This is a genomic window from Pseudomonas sp. NPDC089530 (assembly GCF_050280705.1).
Taxonomy (GTDB): domain Bacteria; phylum Pseudomonadota; class Gammaproteobacteria; order Pseudomonadales; family Pseudomonadaceae; genus Aquipseudomonas.
On record NZ_JBNNVU010000012.1, the window covers coordinates 29,348 to 46,679 of the forward strand.

At 64.8% G+C, this 17,332-nt stretch carries 21 protein-coding genes; 6 read left to right on the forward strand and 15 right to left on the reverse strand.

Annotated features, from left to right (window positions below; translation table 11 throughout):
- Nucleotides 1-33: 33 nt before the first annotated feature.
- Genes ACQKQA_RS07235 through ACQKQA_RS07250 form a run of 4 tightly spaced genes read right to left on the reverse strand, consistent with a single transcriptional unit; the run spans nucleotide 34 to nucleotide 3,536 of the window.
- Nucleotides 34-636 (reverse strand): PqiC family protein, encoded by a 603-nt coding sequence (locus tag ACQKQA_RS07235; protein WP_427554961.1) that lies wholly within the window; start codon nucleotides 634-636, stop codon nucleotides 34-36.
- A complete protein-coding gene (locus tag ACQKQA_RS07240; RefSeq protein WP_427554963.1) occupies nucleotides 633-2,321 on the reverse strand; it encodes an intermembrane transport protein PqiB in 1,689 nt (562 codons plus the stop codon). The genes ACQKQA_RS07235 and ACQKQA_RS07240 overlap by 4 nt, the downstream gene beginning before the upstream one ends.
- A complete protein-coding gene (locus ACQKQA_RS07245; protein ID WP_427554965.1) occupies nucleotides 2,314-2,928 on the reverse strand; it encodes a paraquat-inducible protein A in 615 nt (204 codons plus the stop codon). The genes ACQKQA_RS07240 and ACQKQA_RS07245 overlap by 8 nt, the downstream gene beginning before the upstream one ends.
- Nucleotides 2,928-3,536: a paraquat-inducible protein A gene (locus ACQKQA_RS07250; RefSeq protein ID WP_427554967.1), complete on the reverse strand. Its 609-nt coding sequence runs from the start codon at nucleotides 3,534-3,536 to the stop codon at nucleotides 2,928-2,930. Before ACQKQA_RS07250 ends, ACQKQA_RS07245 begins: the two co-directional genes overlap by 1 nt.
- 161 nt (nucleotides 3,537-3,697) lie before the next feature.
- Here ACQKQA_RS07250 and ACQKQA_RS07255 point away from each other — a divergent pair, with 161 nt between their 5' ends.
- Nucleotides 3,698-4,330, forward strand: coding sequence for a TetR/AcrR family transcriptional regulator (locus ACQKQA_RS07255; RefSeq protein WP_427554969.1), 633 nt, complete (start codon nucleotides 3,698-3,700; stop codon nucleotides 4,328-4,330).
- A gap of 24 nt (nucleotides 4,331-4,354) precedes the next feature.
- On the opposite strand, the gene ACQKQA_RS07260 is transcribed toward ACQKQA_RS07255, so the two are convergent.
- A complete protein-coding gene (locus ACQKQA_RS07260) occupies nucleotides 4,355-4,798 on the reverse strand; it encodes a multidrug/biocide efflux PACE transporter (protein WP_427554971.1) in 444 nt (147 codons plus the stop codon).
- A 90-nt stretch (nucleotides 4,799-4,888) separates the two neighbouring features.
- Here ACQKQA_RS07260 and ACQKQA_RS07265 point away from each other — a divergent pair, with 90 nt between their 5' ends.
- Nucleotides 4,889-5,743: a LysR family transcriptional regulator gene (locus ACQKQA_RS07265; RefSeq protein WP_427554973.1), complete on the forward strand. Its 855-nt coding sequence runs from the start codon at nucleotides 4,889-4,891 to the stop codon at nucleotides 5,741-5,743.
- Between the two features lie 76 nt (nucleotides 5,744-5,819).
- Here ACQKQA_RS07265 and ACQKQA_RS07270 read toward each other — a convergent pair whose 3' ends face one another.
- The 4 genes from ACQKQA_RS07270 to ACQKQA_RS07285 all read right to left on the reverse strand — a co-directional run bounded on the left by ACQKQA_RS07270 (nucleotide 5,820) and on the right by ACQKQA_RS07285 (nucleotide 8,460).
- A complete protein-coding gene (locus tag ACQKQA_RS07270) occupies nucleotides 5,820-7,070 on the reverse strand; it encodes an RNA polymerase sigma factor (RefSeq protein WP_427554975.1) in 1,251 nt (416 codons plus the stop codon).
- Nucleotides 7,070-7,561 carry an SRPBCC family protein gene (locus ACQKQA_RS07275; RefSeq protein WP_427554977.1) on the reverse strand — a complete coding sequence of 164 codons (492 nt, stop codon included), beginning with the start codon at nucleotides 7,559-7,561 and terminating at the stop codon, nucleotides 7,070-7,072. The genes ACQKQA_RS07270 and ACQKQA_RS07275 overlap by 1 nt, the downstream gene beginning before the upstream one ends.
- A gap of 52 nt (nucleotides 7,562-7,613) precedes the next feature.
- Nucleotides 7,614-7,958 (reverse strand): YciI family protein, encoded by a 345-nt coding sequence (locus ACQKQA_RS07280; protein WP_007925146.1) that lies wholly within the window; start codon nucleotides 7,956-7,958, stop codon nucleotides 7,614-7,616.
- Nucleotides 7,959-8,025: 67 nt separating this feature from the next.
- Nucleotides 8,026-8,460 (reverse strand): YybH family protein, encoded by a 435-nt coding sequence (locus ACQKQA_RS07285; RefSeq protein WP_427554980.1) that lies wholly within the window; start codon nucleotides 8,458-8,460, stop codon nucleotides 8,026-8,028.
- Nucleotides 8,461-8,657: 197 nt separating this feature from the next.
- On the opposite strand from ACQKQA_RS07285, the gene ACQKQA_RS07290 reads away from it, so the two are divergent.
- Nucleotides 8,658-9,143: a GNAT family N-acetyltransferase gene (locus tag ACQKQA_RS07290; protein ID WP_427554982.1), complete on the forward strand. Its 486-nt coding sequence runs from the start codon at nucleotides 8,658-8,660 to the stop codon at nucleotides 9,141-9,143.
- A 21-nt stretch (nucleotides 9,144-9,164) separates the two neighbouring features.
- The gene (locus ACQKQA_RS07295; RefSeq protein WP_427555104.1) at nucleotides 9,165-9,770 is read left to right on the forward strand and encodes a pyridoxamine 5'-phosphate oxidase family protein; all 606 of its coding nucleotides are present in this window, start codon (nucleotides 9,165-9,167) and stop codon (nucleotides 9,768-9,770) included.
- A 127-nt stretch (nucleotides 9,771-9,897) separates the two neighbouring features.
- Here ACQKQA_RS07295 and ACQKQA_RS07300 read toward each other — a convergent pair whose 3' ends face one another.
- The 3 genes from ACQKQA_RS07300 to ACQKQA_RS07310 all read right to left on the reverse strand — a co-directional run bounded on the left by ACQKQA_RS07300 (nucleotide 9,898) and on the right by ACQKQA_RS07310 (nucleotide 11,919).
- Entirely contained in the window at nucleotides 9,898-10,395 is a 498-nt protein-coding gene (locus ACQKQA_RS07300) for a GNAT family N-acetyltransferase (protein WP_427554984.1), read from the reverse strand.
- A gap of 307 nt (nucleotides 10,396-10,702) precedes the next feature.
- Nucleotides 10,703-11,191 (reverse strand): GyrI-like domain-containing protein, encoded by a 489-nt coding sequence (locus ACQKQA_RS07305; RefSeq protein ID WP_427554986.1) that lies wholly within the window; start codon nucleotides 11,189-11,191, stop codon nucleotides 10,703-10,705.
- Nucleotides 11,192-11,256: 65 nt separating this feature from the next.
- Nucleotides 11,257-11,919: a LysE family translocator gene (locus ACQKQA_RS07310; RefSeq protein WP_427554988.1), complete on the reverse strand. Its 663-nt coding sequence runs from the start codon at nucleotides 11,917-11,919 to the stop codon at nucleotides 11,257-11,259.
- Between the two features lie 257 nt (nucleotides 11,920-12,176).
- Here ACQKQA_RS07310 and alaC point away from each other — a divergent pair, with 257 nt between their 5' ends.
- On the forward strand, nucleotides 12,177-13,388 hold the full coding sequence (gene alaC / locus ACQKQA_RS07315) for an alanine transaminase (RefSeq protein ID WP_427554990.1): 1,212 nt from the start codon (nucleotides 12,177-12,179) through the stop codon (nucleotides 13,386-13,388).
- A 64-nt stretch (nucleotides 13,389-13,452) separates the two neighbouring features.
- Here the strand turns inward: alaC and ACQKQA_RS07320 are convergent, their stop codons facing one another.
- Entirely contained in the window at nucleotides 13,453-14,805 is a 1,353-nt protein-coding gene (locus ACQKQA_RS07320) for a GntP family permease (protein ID WP_427554991.1), read from the reverse strand.
- Between the two features lie 82 nt (nucleotides 14,806-14,887).
- A complete protein-coding gene (locus tag ACQKQA_RS07325) occupies nucleotides 14,888-15,421 on the reverse strand; it encodes a gluconokinase (RefSeq protein WP_427554993.1) in 534 nt (177 codons plus the stop codon).
- A 215-nt stretch (nucleotides 15,422-15,636) separates the two neighbouring features.
- Here ACQKQA_RS07325 and ACQKQA_RS07330 point away from each other — a divergent pair, with 215 nt between their 5' ends.
- Nucleotides 15,637-16,668: a LacI family DNA-binding transcriptional regulator gene (locus ACQKQA_RS07330; RefSeq protein WP_427555106.1), complete on the forward strand. Its 1,032-nt coding sequence runs from the start codon at nucleotides 15,637-15,639 to the stop codon at nucleotides 16,666-16,668.
- A gap of 7 nt (nucleotides 16,669-16,675) precedes the next feature.
- On the opposite strand, the gene ACQKQA_RS07335 is transcribed toward ACQKQA_RS07330, so the two are convergent.
- Nucleotides 16,676-17,296 carry a LysE family transporter gene (locus ACQKQA_RS07335; protein ID WP_427554995.1) on the reverse strand — a complete coding sequence of 207 codons (621 nt, stop codon included), beginning with the start codon at nucleotides 17,294-17,296 and terminating at the stop codon, nucleotides 16,676-16,678.
- Between the last annotated feature and the right edge of the window lie 36 nt (nucleotides 17,297-17,332).

Consider the following 17,332-nt stretch of genomic DNA (forward strand, 5'->3'; position numbering starts at 1 on the left):
GGCAGCGGCTACGAAGAGCCGGGATCGTGGGTATCAGGGGCAGCGGGTGGCGGGGTTGCGCACCCAGCCCTTGGCGGTGCCGGCAATGCGTTTGGCCAACTCGCCGATGGCCCGCTGGTGGGCCTGGACCAGGCTCGACAGCTCGACGCTGGCCGGCTGGCTGATGCGGCTGCTGCAGGTCAGGCTGCGGCGTTCGACGCCATCGCCGCGCAGGCGCAGGTTCCACACCACGTCGATCAACGCATAGTGGCCCGGCACCGACTCGAAACGGCGCACATCGGTCTGCAGCGACAGCACCGGCTGCCCCGGCGCCTTGGGCAGGCCTTCCAGGTTGCGCGTGCCCAACTGCTGCTCCATCTGGCTGGCCAGGGCGTCGTGGAACTCATCCACCAGCGGCGCGCTCCAGCGCGCGGTTTCCAGGATCGCCAGGGTGCCGCTGTCCTGGCGTACCACCAATTGCGGCTGGTCGACCTGCACCGGAATACGCACCGCGGCCATCTCGAACTGCAGGCCCGACGCCGCGGCGCTGGACGCCGATTCCGCCGCCGGCGGCACCAGCGTGTAGTAGTGGGTCGGCGCCGAACTGCAGGCCGCCAGGCCCAGGGATGCGATCAACAACACAAGCGTTTTTTTCATGGCTGGACTTCCGATTCGGGCTCACGGGAAGACGATGACGAGGATTTGTAGGCGTCCGGCTGTTTGTCCTGGAGCCGCCCACGGATCAGCGCCTCGGGATGGCGGCTGAGGAAGTCGGTGAGCACCCGCACCGAACGGGCGGTACGCTGCACTTCGTCCACCGCCTGGCCCAGTTGCAGGCGCTGCGGCGAATCCTCGGCGAGGCTGTCGTTGGTGGTGGCCAGGGTCTTGCGGGTCTGCTCCAGGGTGCTGTGCATCTCCGGCAATACCTTGCCGTTGACGTTCTGCAAGGTCTTCTGCAGCTCGCTCAGGCTGCCGTTGAGGTTGTCGGCGATGGCATCGATCGGCAGCTTGCTGATCTTCTCCACCACCCGCTGCAACTGCTCCTGCAGCTTGTCGAGGCCGCCCGGCACCGTAGGGATTTCCAGGGGCCGCGCGGTCGCATCGAAGACCACCGGCTTGGCGTTGGGGATGAAGTCCATGGAGATATACAACTGGCCGGTCAGCAGGTTGCCGCTGCGCGCCTGGGCCCGCAGGCCATGCTGGACGAAGGCACCGATCAGGTAGCCCGCGCGGCTTTCGTCGGCGCCACTGAGTTTCTCCAGCTTTTCATGGACCTTGCCCAGGCGTGCCGGGTAGATCACTACGCCGACCACGGTCGAGAAGGACTTTTGCTGCTCGTCGTAATCCAGGTCCATCGACACCACCTTGCCGAAGTTGACCCCGAGGAACTCCACCGGCGCATTCAGTGCCAGCCCACGCAGGGTCTGGTTGAAGCGCATGCGCATGTAGTAGGGGTCGCCGTCAGGCGGCGCCAGCGCAGTGTCCTGATCGGCGAACAGTTGATAGCTGGCGTTTTCCTCGGCCGGCTTGGCGTCGGGGCTGTACTTGGGTTCGACGAAGGCGATGCCGCCGGCCAGGATCGACGACAGGGATTCGGTGTTGACCTTCAGGCCGTTGGCGCCCAGGGTCACGTCCACGCCGCTGGCGTTCCAGAAGCGCGAGTCGGTGGTGACGAACTGGTCGTTGGGTGTGTTGACGAAGATCCGTACATCCACGCCCTTGCCGTTTTCCGCCAACTTGTAGGAAATCACCTGGCCCACCTCGATGCGCCGGTAATAGACCGGCGAACCGACGTCCAGCGAGCCCAGGTCATCGGTGCGCAGGGTGAAACGCTTGCCTTTCTGCCCGTAGGTCACCGGCGGCGGTGTCTCCAGGCCGACGAAGCTCTTCTTGCGTTGATCGTCCTGACCGGCGTCCGCGCCGATAAAGGCCCCCGACAGCAGGGTATCGACCCCGGACACGCCCCCGGCGCCGATGCGCGGGCGCACCACCCAGAACATCGAGTCGGCGGCGGTGAAGGATTCCGCCGACTGGTCCAGCTCGACCGTGGCAACCACCTGGCTGCGGTTCTTGCTCAGGGCGATGGAGGTGACCTTGCCGATCACCACGTTCTTGTACTTGACCTGGGTCTTGTTGGCTTCCAGGCCCTCGGCGGTCTGGAAGCTGATGGAGATCTCGGGCCCGGCCGACAGCGACTTGTGCACCAGCATCGACAGGCCGACCAGGGCCGCGACTATGGGCACGATCCACACCAGCGAAATGTTGAACCGGCGGGTCTTGACCGCCGGGGTACCCGGCGCGTTCGGCGCGCGTGGAGCGGTGGAACCTGGATGATCAGACATCTTCAACCTCTACGTCCCAGATAAGCCGGGGATCGAAACTCATGGCCGCAAACATCGTCAGGACCACGACCAAACCAAAGAACAGGATGCCCATGCGCGGCTCGATCGAGCTCAGGGCGTGGAATTGCACCAGCGCCGCCACCAGGGCGACCACCAGCACGTCGAGCATCGACCAGTAGCCGATCACCTCGATGAAACGGTAGAGCTTGGCCCGCTCGCGCATGGCCCAGTGGCTGCGGCGCTGGCAGGTGATCAGCAGCATCCCCAGGACGAAGAACTTGCTGCACGGCACCACCACGCTGGCGACGAAGATCAGCAGGGCAATGTCCCAGGCGCCGTGATGCCAGAACTCCAGCACCCCGCTGAGAATAGTATTTTCGCTGCCGCTGCCGAAGATCTGGGTGTACATCACCGGCAGCACGTTGGCCGGGATGTAGAGAATCAGGCTGGCCACGAGAAAGGCCCAGGTGCGGTTCAGGCTGTCGGGTTTGCGCGCATGTACCACGGCATCGCAGCGCGGGCAGTGGTGAACGTCCTGCGGGCAGGCCTGGCCGCAGGTATGGCACAGCATCAGGCCCTGGTCGCGGGCGTAGGGTGGCAGGCTCATCAGTAGCGGCCCTCCAGGTCGTCCCAGAGGCGGCGGATGCCTTTGCCGGAAATCAGGATGATCAGGATCGTCAGCATCGACAGCGACCACAGCCCCAGGCCCGGATGCACATCGAGCATGCCGGCCAGCTTGACGATGGCCACCAGGATGCCCAGCAGGCACACCTCCAGCATGCTCCAGGGGCGCAGATGCTCCAGGGCGCGCATGCAGGCCTTGAAGCCCGGCGCCGCGCGACCGACGTTGGCGAAGCCCAGCACCCAGCACAGCAAGGCGATCTGCAGGCCCGGCGCCAGGATGATCGCCAGCCCCGTGACCGCGGCGATCAGGCTGATGCGGCCGTAGGCCAAAGCTTCGACCGACTGCCACAGGGTGGCTTCGTTGCTCAGGCCTTCGAGGCTGATGCGAATCACCGGGAAGGCATTGGCGAACACGAACAACATTGCCGCGGTGATCGACAGGGCGAACAGCTGCTGCACGCTCAGGTGCCGGGCCCGCTCTAGCACGGCACCGCAGCGCGAACATTGGGCCGTCTGGCCTTTTGCAAGCGGCACGGACTCGTACAGCGAGTCGCAATGCTCGCAGATGATCCAGTTGGGAGAGAGTGTCATGGTCTTCGAATATCAGGTTGGACAGCGGAGGGCGCTGCTCCATGGCGCGTATTTTCGACAAAAGTAGAGGATGGTGTCTAGTTTTGCGTAAGTACCGCAAACGCTCTGGTGCGCCATAATGTATGCCCCTTGCCGCCTGTCAGACCATGAACGATTCAAAGATGCTCCCGGCCAAAGCCTCGCGCTCGCCAAAACAGACCCGTGGCCATGAACGGGTCACGGCGATTCTCGATGCCTGCGCGCGCCTGCTGGTCGCCCAGGGGGTGGCCAGCCTGACCATGCATGGCCTCGCGCGCGAAGCCGGCACCTCCATCGGTTCGCTGTATCACTTCTTCAGCGACAAGCAGAGCGTGCTCGACGCCCTGGGCCAGCGCCACATCGGGGCCATCGACCGGATCAGCGCAAACCTCCTGGCCATCGACCCGGCCACCTGGGTCGGCTCGAGCTGCCAGGAGGTGATCGAGCGGATGATCCTGCCAATCCTGGAATACCTCGAGACCCACCCCGACCTGCTGCAGATGATCAGCCCCGCCTTCGCTCCCGGCCAACTCCAGGTGCCGGAGGCCCGGGCGCGGATCCAGGCCACCTACGCCCGCATGCTCGCCCTGCGCCTGCCCGGCGCCAGCGCCACGGAGCGCGACACCTACGTCACGGCGATGCTCGGCTTGCCCCTCGGCCTGTTCCAGGTTGCTTTGGAGAATAGTCAGCTCAAGAGCATTCTGCTGCTGCAAGAGGTACCCCGGGCGATGCAGGCCTACCTCGAAGCCCTCGAACAGCGCCACACCAGGCGCTGAACGCGGGGCGGTTCAACCGGGCAGTCAACCGGCCTGGTCGAGCAGGCGCCGCTGCACCAGCCGTGCCCGCACCAGGTCGTAGCCCCAGTGATAGACATAGGTGTACGGCAGGAAGAACAGCAGCACGCCGATATCCAGGATCAACGCCTGCAACAGGCTGACCTGCAGCCACCAGGCAATCAGCGGCACGCTCACCGCCACCAGGCCGCCCTCGAACAGCAGCGCATGGACGATGCGGGTCCAGCCATTGGGCGCCAGGGCCAGGCGCTTGAGCAGGCGGTCGAACAGGCCGTTGAAGACCACGTTCCAGGCCAGGGCGATCAGGCCGATGGCGATGGTCGCCACGCCCATGTCGACAAACGGCTTGTCCATGATCCAGGCCAGCAGCGGCGTACACAGGGCGAATGCCAGCAGCTCGAAGCCCACGGCCTGGCAAACGCGTTCGGTCAAGGATTTGGTGGTGTTCATGATCCGGCTCCCGCCAGTGAATGAGGTTGCCATGATCACCTTCGCTGCCGATACTTCATAATCATTAACCATCGACCAAGGCGATAGTTCATGGCCTCACACGAAGTACTGCTGGCCTTTGTCCAGGCGGCCACCCAGGGCTCGTTTTCCGCGGCCGCGCGCAAGCTCGGCAAAAGCCAGTCGACCATCAGCGCGGCGGTGGCGAGCCTGGAAATCGACCTCGACCTGCAACTGTTCGACCGCAGCAGCCGCAAGCCCGCCCTCACTCCGCAAGGGCGCATCATGCTGCAGCGGGCCGAAGACATCCTGGCCGCCACCAGCCGCCTGGAAATGGCCGCCAGCCAGCTGGCCCGCGGGGTGGAGGCCAGGCTCACGGTGGCCCTGTCCGACACCTACCAGTCGGACCGTTTCGAAGCCTCGATGAACACCTTCGAGCAACGCTACCCGGACCTGGAACTGGAATGCCTGATCGCCGAATGCGATGACCTGATCGAGCTGGTGCAGCGTGGCCGGGCGCAGATCGCCTTTGCCGAAATGCAGCCGGTCTACCCGCCGGACCTGGAGCACGCGACGGTGGACGAGCGCACGGAAATTGCCCTGTTCGTGTCCCACGGGCATCCCTTGGCGGCGCAGAAGAATATCGACCAGGCGCAGTTGCAGCAGCACCGCGAGCTGCGCCTGGCGACCATCGTCAACCCGAACGAAAGCCGGCCCCGGGGCCGGGTGTGGTCGGCGCCGAGCTACCTGATGCTGCTGGAAATGGCCCAGGGCGGCTTTGGCTGGGCGCCCCTGCCGCGCTGGCTGGTGGAGCGTTTCGCCGCCGGCAGCCTGGTGGAACTCGACGCCCGCGGCTGGCCGCGCAACGTGGCGGTCGATGCCCTGTGGTCGCGCCTGCACCCGCCGGGGCCGGCGGGCAGCTGGTTGTTGGGGAAGATGCTGGAATAATCGCCGGTGTTTCTTGCGGGCGCTACGTCGGAATGCCGCCCAGCCCGAGCGCAGCCTGCGGCAGCGGCTACAGGATTCAGGGTGTTTTCAGGGCTTCGAGACGCTTTTCGATAAAGCGCCGCTCGGGTTCTTGCCGGGTCAGTTCCAGAGCGCGCCGATAAGCCTCCCGCGCCGACTCGATCCGCCCCAATTGCCGACAGAACTCACCCCGGGCCGAATGGGCCAGGTGGTAATCCTGCAACTCGCCCCGGGCCAAAATCGCCTCGACCCGCTCCAGGCCAGCCAGCGGCCCGTCGCGCTGGGCGATGGCGGCGGCGCGGTTCAACTCGATCACCGGCGAGGGCATGGCGCGCAACAGCACGTCGTACAGGCCGACGATCTGCTGCCAATCGGTCTCTCCCGCCGTCGCCGCCTCGGCATGCACCGCGGCGATCGCCGCCTGCAGGCAATAAGGACCGAAACGCCGGGTACCCAGGGCGTGCTCCACCAGGGCACAACCTTCGGCAATCAGCCCGGCGTCCCACAACGAGCGGTCCTGCTCGTCCAGCAGTACCAGTTCCCCACTCGCCGAGGTGCGCGCCGGGCGCCGTGACTCATGCAGCAGCATCAGCGCCAACAGGCCCATCACCTCGGGTTCCGGCAGCAACTCCAGCAGCAGACGCCCGAGGCGGATCGCCTCATGGGTCAGGTCCTCGCGGGTCAGCTCGGTACCCATGGACGCCGAATAACCTTCGTTGAACACCAGGTAAATCACCCGCAATACGCTGTCCAAACGCTCGGGCAACTCGTTCAGGGACGGCACCTGATAAGGGATGTGCGCATCGCGGATCTTGGCCTTGGCGCGCACGATGCGCTGGGCGATGGTGGCCGGCGTCGAGAGAAAGGCCCGGGCGATTTCCTCGGTGGTCAGGTCGCAGATTTCCCGAAGGGTCAGCGGCACCTGGGCGTCCGCCGCCAGCGCCGGGTGGCAGCAGGTGAAGATCAGGCGCAGACGGTCGTCTTCCAGGTCTTCCTCGCTCCAGTCGGCCTGCTCCAGCTCTTCGAGCTGGCTGACCAGCGCCGCCTGGGACGCGGCGAAGCGCGCCCGGCGACGCAAGCCGTCGATGGCCTTGAAACGCCCGGTCGACACCAGCCAGGTCCGGGGATTGTCCGGGACGCCGTCGCGCTGCCAGCGTTCCACCGCGACGAAAAACGCCTCGTGCAAGGCTTCTTCGGCGAGGTCGAAATCCCCCAGCAGGCGAATCAGGGTCGCCAGGATCCGCCGCGACTCGTTGCGGTAGACCCTCTCCACCAGCGCCTTGACGCTGTCCTGCGTCTCGGTCGGCATCAGTCCGGCATGCCCCGGGTCACCAGGCTTTCCAGGCGATCCAGGCTCTGCCCCCAGCCCTCGTGGAAACCCATGGCCTCATGGGCCTTTCGATCCTCTTCGCTCCAGTGCATGGCGCGGGCGGTGTAGAGGGTCTTGCCGCCCACGTCGTCGAAGGTCACCTCGGCGCTCATGAAAGCCTTGCCCGAGGGCACCCAGCCCGGCAGGAACGCATCGGTGAACACCAGCCGCCGCGGCGCGACTATTTCCAGGAACACACCCATGGTCGGGTATTCGCTGCCGTCCGGGGCACGCATCAGCGTGCGAAACTGGCCGCCCACCCACAGGTCCATTTCACACTCCGGGGTGGTCATGCCGTGGGGCCCCCACCATTGCACCAGCAGCTCCGGTTCGGTCCAGGCGCGGAACAGCCTGGCGGGCGGCGCATCGATCAGGCGGCTGATGGACAACTCATGCTGGGCGGGCGCACGGCTCGCGCGGTGGTCAGTCATGGTGAAACTCCTGCTTATGATTATTTTCAGGGTCGCCGGCAAAGGTCGGGGGTCAGGGATTCAGCTCACGCACCGGGCGCACCTCGACGCTGCCGACCCGGGCCGCCGGGATGTTGCCGGCGACCTGGATGGCCTCGTTGAGGTCCTTGGCATCGATCAGGTAGAACCCGGCCAATTGCTCCTTGGTTTCGGCGAACGGGCCGTCGGTGATCGACAGCCGGCCGCCGCGCATGCGCACCGTGGTCGCGGTCTGCACCGACTCCAGGGCCTCGGCGGCGAGCATCCGGCCACTGCCCTGCACCGACTCGGCGTACGCCATGCATTCGGCGTCCTTCGGGCTCTCCGGCAGGCTGTGCAGCAACTGTTCGTCGCTGTAGACCAGGCATAGGTATTTCATGGGGCTCTCCTCGATCGGGCTGATCAACTATGGCTGCAGTTTCAGGCTTTGGCGAAAAACCTGACGATCAGGGTTGCAGGTCGAACAACGCGGTGCCGCTCTGCATGTCGAACGGCGCCGACCAGTGTTCGTGCACCACTTTCCACTGGCCGCCCAGGCGCTGGTAACCGGCGCTCACGCGCATCCAGCAGGCCTTGGTCTCGCCCTTGTCGTCGGTGCCGCCGCAGTGGGCCAGCCAGTGGGCGAAGGCGATGTCGCCGGCCGCGACCACCCGCAGTTGCTCGAAGTCGAAGATGCCCGGGCCGGGGCAGACTTCCATGCAGGCTTTCCAGTGCGCGCGGTAGGCCTCCTTGCCCTTGAATTGCAACGCGGCCACGGCATCGAACGAGGTGATGTCGTCGGCGTAATAGCTGACGATGCGGTCGATGTCCTTGACCATCACGGCCTGGCGCCAGGCGTCGATCAGGCTGCGGATTTCGCTTTCGCTGGTAGGGGCGTTCATGGCATTTCTCCTTGGGCTTGAGTGACACAGGGTCGAGGCGGCCACCGCAAGGCGACCGTTGAAATCCTGAAGACACCCTTAGTCGTCTGGCCGCCGGGCAAATCGACAAGGCCAGGAAAAAAAAACGCTGGGGCGGACAAAATCGCTAGAATCGCCACTCGCACCACCCGCCATCAGTACCTGGACAGGGAAACCCAGTGACCACCCGACTCGTCCCCTACGAGCAGCTCGACGCCACGCAATTGCAGCAACTCGACGCCCTCGAGGTACACCCGCAGCAGCTGAATTTTTCCGGCGACATCTACACCGCACTGCACACCCTGCTCAAGGCGCCGGAGCCTGGCATCAAGGGCTTCGCCCTGCTCGCAGGCGAAGTCCCGGTGGCCTTCCTGCTGCTCAAGCGCCCGCCGTTCCTGCCCCATTGGGCCGAGCCCGACACCGCGACCCTGCATGCCTTGCAGGTCGATCGTCGGGTCCAGGGCCAAGGCTACGGCCGGGCCTGCCTGCAAGCCCTGCCCGCGGCGGCACGCCAGGCCTGGCCGGAGATCAAGGGTCTGATGCTGTCGGTGGACGCGCACAACCAGGCGGCCTTCAACCTCTACCTGCAGCAAGGCTGGGTCGATTGCGGCGAAGCCTACAAGGGCCGCATCGGCTACGAGCGGCGCCTGGCCCTGATGTTCTGACGTGACTTTCGGAGAAGCATGATGCTGACCACCCTCGAGCAACTGGAAGCGATCTACGGCCAGCCCCTGGAGCGGGCCGTGCGCAAGGAAATCCCCTTCCTCAACCCGGACTACCAGGCCATGGTCCGCGCCTCGCCGCTGGTGATCCTGAGCACCGTCGGCCCCGACGGCATGGACGGCTCGCCCCGGGGCGATGCCCCGGGTTTCGTGCGGATCATCGACGAACGCACCCTGGCCATTCCCGACCGCCCGGGCAACAACCGCATCGACAGCCTGCGCAATATCATCAAGGACCCGCGGGTGGCTCTGCTGTTCATCATCCCGGGGATCGGCGAAACCCTGCGGGTCAACGGCCGGGCGCGCATCTCGGCAGAACCGGCGCTGCTGGAAAGCTTCGCGGTGAATGGCAAGGCGGCGCGCACGGTGATCCTGGTGGACATCGAGGCGGCCTACTTCCACTGCTCCAAGGCCATGGTGCGCTCCGACCTGTGGAACCCGGAGCGTTACCTGGAACGCTCGGCCCTGCCCTCCGCCGGCGCCATCCTCAAGCGCGTCAACGGCGATCAGTTCGACGCCGACCGCTACGACCGGGAAATGCCCGAGCGGCTGCGCAACAGCCTGTACTGAGCGCTTTTGCAGGAGCGAAGCTGGCTCGCGATGAAGGCTAACGCGGTGGATCGGCCAGACCGCGGCGTCTTGATCGCGGGCAAGCCTCGCTCCTACAGGGGGGCGTTGTGGAGTGGGCGGTAATTTCTTACAGCTTCAGCGCCATCTCATGCCAGGCCATGCCGCCGTGGTCCGACGCCGAGGCCTTGAGGTAGACGAAACCGAAGCGTTCGTACAGCGGTACATGCCGTTCCTTGCACATCAGGTTGATGCTGGCCTTGCCCAGGCCGCGCATGCGCTCGATGAACGCCTCCAGCAACTGCCGGGAAACGCCCAGGCCCTGGTAGTCCGGGTGCACCACCACCGACATGATCACCACATGGGGGCCAGCCGGGTCGTGGCCGATCAGTTCCTTGAACGCCTCGTCGGCCATCTCGACCTCGAAGGCCGCGCCGGAGTTGATGAAACCGGCCACCACGCCATCCACCTGCGCAACAATGAAGCCCTCGGGCCAGGTGGCGATGCGGGTGGCGATCTTTTCCCGGGTGGCGGCTTCGTCGCCTTCGTAGGCCAGGGTTTCGATGGCGAAGCAGCGGTCCAGGTCGGCAGCGACGACCTGACGGATGACAAGATTGGGCAAGGTCATGGAGTACGAACCGGCAAGGGGAAAGGCCGCCGATCATAAAGTAATAAGGCTTGCATATCGATTGCCGGCAAAGCCGTAAAACCTGCGTAGAGTCGCTGTCTTCCGCACGCCGGCCGGGCTATTTATCAAGGCCCTAATCCTGGTCGAGTACGGAAAATCGCCATGAGTAATGTTCAGATCGGTTTGCTGGTGCTGTTCGGTATCAGCGCGTTCGGTTTCATCACCCTGTCCATCGACCTGTGGCGCGCGCGCCGAGCCAGCAAGGGCCAATAGCCGGGCCCAGGGCGGGCCCGGCCGCGTGGCACAACTACTGCTCCTTGAGCGGCAGCCAGACCTCCAGCACGCCCTGGCCGGTGCAGGGGTTGAAGTCGGCGCTGTAGCGTTCGAACGCTGGCGCCTCGGCGGCTTCGCGCCCGGACTGCGGCAGCCAGGTTTTCAAGAGGTAACCGAAGGTCTGCGGCACACTGGAAAGCGGCCCCTGGTGCTCGAGCACCACATAGGGCTGCGCTGGCAGCTCGATCCAGCGGTACAGCTCGGGCAGGTCGTCGAGCCTGCTGATCTCGACCCCGGCGATGTAGTCGAAGCCACCCTGGCCGTCGGGGTTGCAGCAGACGCCGTAGGTCACCTCCCCCACCTGGTCGGGGACCTTGCCGAGATGCGGGATGAAGCGCTCCCAGAGTTCAGAAATGCCTTGCGTCGTCTCCGGGGTAAAATGCCCACCGAGACCGGCAATCAGCAGAAAATGCCCCTTTTCGAGGCGTGGCGCCGGTCCTGCGCTCTTGCTGTGCTCATCCATGGTGCAACTCCTACCAGAAAGATGGATTCGGCAGGGAGTATAGAAGCCAAATCCGAATCCCCCACTCAGAGCCCGGGCAGCTCGGCGACCGTCGCCCCGACGATGAACTCCTGATAGCCGGATAGAATCACGTAGACCGCGAAATAGCAGAAGATCGCCGCCGATGCCAGGTAGGAATAACGCAACAGCTTGTCGCCCAGCAGCTTGCCGCCCTGGGTCGCGGCGAAGCACAGGCCGAGGATCCAGGCCAGCCCGGCGCAGAAGAAACCGCTGAGGAACAACCCGGAACTGGCCAGGTCGCCACCACCGGAACGGGCAATCAGGGTGCCACCCACCGCGGCGAACCAGAGGATCGCGCTGGGGGACGACATGGCCAGGAAGACGCCACGGAAGAACTCCTTGCGCGGCGATCCGTTGTCCACCTCCCCGGCCTCGGCCAGCACGGCGCTGTGGTAGATCGCCGCATGGATCATCTTCGCCGCGAAGTACACCAGCAGCGCCGAACCACCGATCCACAGGACCCAGCGCACCGCCGGGTACTGCAGCAGCACGGTCATGCCGGCCAGGGCCAGCACGGCGTAGATCAGGTCGCCGACACACGTGCCCAGGCCCAGGCAGAAACCCTGGAAGTAGCCACGCTGCATGGCCAGGGTAATGATCGCGATATTGGCCACGCCTATGTCCAGGCACAGGGAAAGGCTCAGCAGAAAGCCGCTGGAAAACTCCATCGTTCATCCCGTTTGATGCGGTTATTCGAGTGGGGGTATTTAACGCGGGCGCCCCCGGCAAACACAATCCGCGCGCCGCGGATCCCGGCACGCCGATGCAAATTCCCGTCCAGGCAATGCCGGCACCGGCAAAAAAAATAGTTGTCACGGCCCTCTGGACAGCCTGGCGCCCCTACCCTTATCGTCTGCCCCGCAGGCCACCGCAGTGGCCGACGTCGCTCGGACGGTTCCGGGCGCTCACGTACTCCGAGGCAACAATGGCCGAACAAGGTTCGCCGCGCCGCTTTGCGCGCATAGATCGACTCCCCCCCTACGTTTTCAATATCACTGCCGAGCTGAAGATGGCTGAGCGTCGGCGCGGCGAAGACATCATCGACTTGAGCATGGGTAACCCCGACGGTGCGACTCCGCCGCACATCGTCGAAAAACTGGTCACCGTCGCCCAGCGCGAAGACACCCACGGCTACTCCACCTCCAAGGGTATTCCGCGTCTGCGCCGGGCGATCTCGCGCTGGTACAAGGATCGCTACGAGGTCGATATCGACCCGGAAAGCGAAGCCATCGTCACCATCGGCTCCAAGGAAGGCCTGGCGCACCTGATGCTCGCCACCCTGGACCAGGGCGACACCGTGCTGGTGCCCAACCCCAGCTACCCGATCCATATCTACGGCGCGGTGATCGCCGGCGCCCAGGTGCGTTCGGTGCCGCTGGTACCGGGCGTGGACTTCTTCGACGAGCTGGAACGGGCCATCCGTGGCTCGATCCCGAAGCCGAAGATGATGATCCTCGGCTTCCCGTCCAACCCCACCGCGCAGTGCGTGGAGCTGGATTTCTTCGAACGGGTGATCGCCCTGGCCAAGCAATACGACGTACTGGTGGTCCACGACCTGGCCTACGCCGACATCGTCTACGACGGCTGGAAAGCCCCATCGATCATGCAGGTGCCGGGTGCCAAGGACATCGCGGTGGAGTTCTTCACCCTGTCCAAGAGCTACAACATGGCCGGCTGGCGCATCGGTTTCATGGTCGGCAACCCGGAACTGGTCAGCGCCCTGGCGCGGATCAAGAGCTACCACGACTACGGCACCTTCACCCCGCTGCAAGTGGCGGCGATCGCCGCGCTGGAAGGCGACCAGCAGTGCGTGCAAGACATCGCCGAACAGTACCGCCAGCGCCGCAACGTGCTGGTCAAGGGCCTGCACGAGCTGGGCTGGATGGTCGAGAACCCCAAGGCCTCGATGTATGTCTGGGCGAAGATTCCCGAGGCCTACGCGCACCTGGGCTCCCTGGAGTTCGCCAAGAAGCTGCTGGCCGAGGCCAAGGTCTGCGTCTCGCCGGGGGTGGGTTTCGGTGAATACGGCGACGACCACGTGCGTTTCGCCCTGATCGAAAACCAGGACCGCATTCGCCAGGCCGTACGCGGCATCCGCGGCATGTTCCGGGCCGATGGCCTGGTAGCGAAAGGCTGAGATCGAGCAGACACAAAAAAACCGCAGCGATGCGGTTTTTTTGTATCTCGCGACAGGAAGCGGATCAGACCACCAGCGACAACAGCAGGATAAAGATCAGGCCCACCACCGAGAGGATGGTTTCCATCGCGGTCCAGGTCTTGAAGGTTTCCGCCACGGTCATGTTGAAGTACTGCTTCACCAGCCAGAAACCGGCGTCGTTGACGTGGGACAGGATCAGCGAGCCGGCGCCGGTGGCCAGCACCAGCAGCTCACGGTTGACCCCGGGAATCATGCCGACCACCGGCACCACGATGCCCGCGCCAGTGATGGTGGCCACGGTCGCCGAACCGGTGGCGATACGAATCACCGCCGCCACCAGCCAGGCCAGCAGGATCGGCGAGATCTGCGCATTGACCGCCATGTGGCCGATCACATCGCCCACGCCGCTGGTCACCAGCATCTGCTTGAAGCCGCCGCCGGCGCCGATGATCAGGATGATCGCCGCGGTCGGCGCCAGGCTGGCGTCGAGCAGCTTGAGGATCTGCTTGGAACCGATGCCCTGGCGCGAACCGAAGGTGTAGAGCGACAGCAGCAAAGCCAGCAGCAACGCACTGATCGGGTGACCGATCATGTCCATCCAGATGCGGAAGAAATGCCCGTCCGGGAACGCGACGTCGGCGAAGGTCTTGAGCAGCATCAGGAACACCGGCAGCAACACGGTCAGCAGAGTCACGCCAAAGCTCGGCAGGTTCTGCGAAGTGTTCTCCCGCGCCAGCTGGTCCACCAGTTCCTGGGACGGATGCCCCGGGATGTGCTTGGCGATGAAGGTGCCGTAGATCGGACCGGCGATGATGGCGGTCGGCAGGGCCACGATCAGGCCGTAGAGAATGGTCTTGCCGATGTCGGCGCCGAACACGCCGATGGCCAGCAGCGGCCCCGGATGCGGCGGCACCAGGCCGTGCACCGCGGACAGGCCGGCCAGCAGCGGAATGCCGATCTTGATGATCGACACGCCGGTCCGCCGGGCGACGATGAACACCAGCGGGATCAGCAGCACGAAGCCGATTTCGAAGAACAGCGGGATGCCCACCAGGAAGGCGGCGAACATCATCGCCCACTGCACCCGCTCCTTGCCGAACGAGCGGATCAGGGTCTGGGCGATCTGATCCGCGCCGCCGGACTCGGCCATCATCTTGCCGAGCATGGTGCCCAGCGCGAGGATGATCCCGACGAAACCGAGTACCCCGCCGAAGCCGTCCTGGAACGCCTTGATGATCTTGTCCACCGGCATGCCCGAGGTCAGGCCGAGGAAACCCGCGGCGATGGTCAGGGCAATGAAGGGATGCAGCTTGAATCGGGTGATCAGCACGATCAGCCCGATGATGGTGACCACTGCATCGATCAGCAGAAAGGTCTCTTGGGACATGCCAAACATGGGGGTTGCCTCCGGTTTGTTGTTTTTATTCGCATTAAAAACGTGAGCCGAGTGGGATAGCGCTATCTAGATGAACCGAAGCTTACCGGGATGGTTCCAGCCCATGCTCCAGCCACCAGCCATGGGCCTGTTCGGCCAGGCGGTCAACGCTGTGGATGGTGGCGTCCAATGCCAGGGTCAGGGGTTCGCCGACGGGAGATTCGAGGGTGGCGAACTGACTGTCGATCAGGGTCGAGGGCATGAAATGCCCCGGTCGGTGGGCCACGCGCTCGGCGGCCACCTGAGGTGTCAATTGCAGGAAAACGAAGCCCAGGCCCGGAGTGGCGCTGCGCAGGCGGTCGCGGTACTTGCGCTTGAGCGCCGAGCAGGTCAGCACCGGACGCTGTCCGGCGGCCAGGGCCCGGCGCAACTCGTCGCACAGGCTGTCGAGCCAGCCGGCACGGTCGTCGTCGTCCAGGGGGATACCGGCACTCATCTTGGCGATATTGGCGGCAGGGTGGAACGTATCGCCTTCAATGGCCGTAGCGCCGCTGCGTTGGCACAGCGCTTCGCTGACGCTGGACTTGCCGCAGCCGGCAACGCCCATGATGACCAGGGCGGTGATGGGTTGACTCATGTAACACCTCAGCGCGCAGACAGCGCTACCTTCGCTCTCGGAAATGCTAGTGCAAAAATAGTTTCTGCCGACGCCTTCTTGTCATTTTTGTGGGTTGCCGCGTATATAGGCCGCGAAACCGAAGAGTGCGGGTCAGGCCGACCGCGCTCACGCATTGCAGCTGTTTCGAGACAGCGCTACCTTAGTGACTTGAATTTTGTTTGGCAAGCCGTCTGATGACCTCCTCCAAGAACGATAAAAATACCCGCACCACGGGGCGCCCTACCCTCAACGAAGTCGCGCGCCTGGCCGGCGTCAGCCCGATCACCGCTTCGCGGGCCCTGCGCGGCATCGACACGGTGGCCAAGGAGCTGGTGGAAAAGGTGCAGAAGGCGGCCCGCGAGCTCAATTACGTGGTCAACCCCGCCGCCCGCGCCCTGGCCTCGGCCCAGAGCCATTCGGTGGTGGTGCTGGTGCCGTCGCTGTCCAACCTGCTGTTCATCGAGACCCTGGAAGCCATTCATCAGGTGCTGCGGCCCAAGGGCTTCGAAGTGCTGATCGGCAACTTCCACTATTCCCCCGACGAAGAAGAAAACCTGCTGCGCAACTATATGGCCTATCAGCCGCGCGGCCTGTTGCTGACCGGCTTCGACCGGACCGAAAGCGCCCGACGGATGGTCGAGTCCAGCAATGTGCCCTGCGTCTACATGATGGATCTGAACCCCGACGCCGGCCTGAACTGCGTGGGCTTCTCCCAGCACAATGCCGGCGAAACCGCCGCCGAGCACCTGATCTTGCGCGGGCGCAAACGCCTGGCCTATATCGGCGCCCAGCTCGACCAGCGCACCCTGATGCGCGGCGAAGGGTTCCGCCGCGGCCTGGAGAAGGCCGGGCTGTACGACCCGAACCTGGAAATCCTCACCCCGCGCCCCTCGTCGGTGGGCCTGGGCGGCGAGCTGTTCCTGCAACTGATGCACCGCCACCCGGACGTCGACGCGATCTTCTTCGGCAACGACGACCTGGCCCACGGCGCCCTCCTGGAAGCCATGCGTCACGGCATCAAGATCCCCGAGCGCGTGGCGATCATGGGCTTCAACGACCTGCCCGCCTCGGCGCACATGGTGCCGCGCCTGAGCAGCATCAGCACCCCGCGCGAAGCCATCGGCCGCCGCGCGGCGGAACAGTTGCTGACGCTGATGGCCGGCAACACCGTGGCCCGGCCGGTGGTGGACATGGGCTTCGAGTTGAAAGTGCGCGAAAGCACCTGAGCCTCGCTCAGGAACGCAGGCTCAAGGCACTGAGTAGCACGCCGAAGCCCACCAGTAGCACGCCGAACACCTGGTCGATACGCCGTTTGTACGCCATGAGCCGGGCGCGGATGCCCGGCGCCGAGAAGAACAGCGCCACCGCCACGAACCACAGCACATGGGCCAGGACAATGATCGCGCCATAACCGATCTGCACCGCCAGCACCGTACCCGGCTGCATCACCTGCATGAACAGGCTGACCACGAAGATCATGGTCTTGGGGTTCAGCGCATTGGTCAGAAAACCGCTGCGCAAGGCCACCCAGGCCGAGATCCGACGCCCATCGACCGCCACCTCGCCCGCCTCGTCGCCCCGGGAGCGCAGCATGCCGATGCCGAGATAGACCAGATACAGCGCCCCGGCGATTTTCAAGACGCCGAACAGAAACAACGACTCCCTGACCAGCAGCCCGACGCCGAACAGCGTGTAGCCGATATGCAGCATCACGCCGAGCCCGATCCCCAGTGCCGTGAACACCCCATGGCGCCGCGACAGCACCAGGCTGTTGCGCGTGACCATGGCGAAATCCGGCCCCGGGCTAAGCACCGCCAGAAAGGTGATGGTGATTACCACTAACAGTTCGGTCATTTTCAAACGCCTTCGCTATAGAATCCGGCCCACACT

Coding starts and splice junctions, on each gene's coding strand:
- ACQKQA_RS07255 (WP_427554969.1), top strand. CDS start 3,698: ATGCTCCCGGCCAAAGCCTCGCGCTCGCCAAAACAGACCCGTGGCCAT.
- ACQKQA_RS07300 (WP_427554984.1), bottom strand. CDS start 10,395: ATGACCTTGCCCAATCTTGTCATCCGTCAGGTCGTCGCTGCCGACCTG.
- ACQKQA_RS07295 (WP_427555104.1), top strand. CDS start 9,165: ATGCTGACCACCCTCGAGCAACTGGAAGCGATCTACGGCCAGCCCCTG.
- ACQKQA_RS07245 (WP_427554965.1), bottom strand. CDS start 2,928: ATGAGCCTGCCACCCTACGCCCGCGACCAGGGCCTGATGCTGTGCCAT.
- alaC (WP_427554990.1), top strand. CDS start 12,177: ATGGCCGAACAAGGTTCGCCGCGCCGCTTTGCGCGCATAGATCGACTC.
- ACQKQA_RS07240 (WP_427554963.1), bottom strand. CDS start 2,321: ATGTCTGATCATCCAGGTTCCACCGCTCCACGCGCGCCGAACGCGCCG.
- ACQKQA_RS07235 (WP_427554961.1), bottom strand. CDS start 636: ATGAAAAAAACGCTTGTGTTGTTGATCGCATCCCTGGGCCTGGCGGCC.
- ACQKQA_RS07305 (WP_427554986.1), bottom strand. CDS start 11,191: ATGGATGAGCACAGCAAGAGCGCAGGACCGGCGCCACGCCTCGAAAAG.
- ACQKQA_RS07285 (WP_427554980.1), bottom strand. CDS start 8,460: ATGAACGCCCCTACCAGCGAAAGCGAAATCCGCAGCCTGATCGACGCC.
- ACQKQA_RS07320 (WP_427554991.1), bottom strand. CDS start 14,805: ATGTTTGGCATGTCCCAAGAGACCTTTCTGCTGATCGATGCAGTGGTC.
- ACQKQA_RS07270 (WP_427554975.1), bottom strand. CDS start 7,070: ATGCCGACCGAGACGCAGGACAGCGTCAAGGCGCTGGTGGAGAGGGTC.
- ACQKQA_RS07275 (WP_427554977.1), bottom strand. CDS start 7,561: ATGACTGACCACCGCGCGAGCCGTGCGCCCGCCCAGCATGAGTTGTCC.
- ACQKQA_RS07330 (WP_427555106.1), top strand. CDS start 15,637: ATGACCTCCTCCAAGAACGATAAAAATACCCGCACCACGGGGCGCCCT.
- ACQKQA_RS07265 (WP_427554973.1), top strand. CDS start 4,889: ATGGCCTCACACGAAGTACTGCTGGCCTTTGTCCAGGCGGCCACCCAG.
- ACQKQA_RS07335 (WP_427554995.1), bottom strand. CDS start 17,296: ATGACCGAACTGTTAGTGGTAATCACCATCACCTTTCTGGCGGTGCTT.
- ACQKQA_RS07260 (WP_427554971.1), bottom strand. CDS start 4,798: ATGAACACCACCAAATCCTTGACCGAACGCGTTTGCCAGGCCGTGGGC.
- ACQKQA_RS07250 (WP_427554967.1), bottom strand. CDS start 3,536: ATGACACTCTCTCCCAACTGGATCATCTGCGAGCATTGCGACTCGCTG.
- ACQKQA_RS07310 (WP_427554988.1), bottom strand. CDS start 11,919: ATGGAGTTTTCCAGCGGCTTTCTGCTGAGCCTTTCCCTGTGCCTGGAC.
- ACQKQA_RS07280 (WP_007925146.1), bottom strand. CDS start 7,958: ATGAAATACCTATGCCTGGTCTACAGCGACGAACAGTTGCTGCACAGC.
- ACQKQA_RS07325 (WP_427554993.1), bottom strand. CDS start 15,421: ATGAGTCAACCCATCACCGCCCTGGTCATCATGGGCGTTGCCGGCTGC.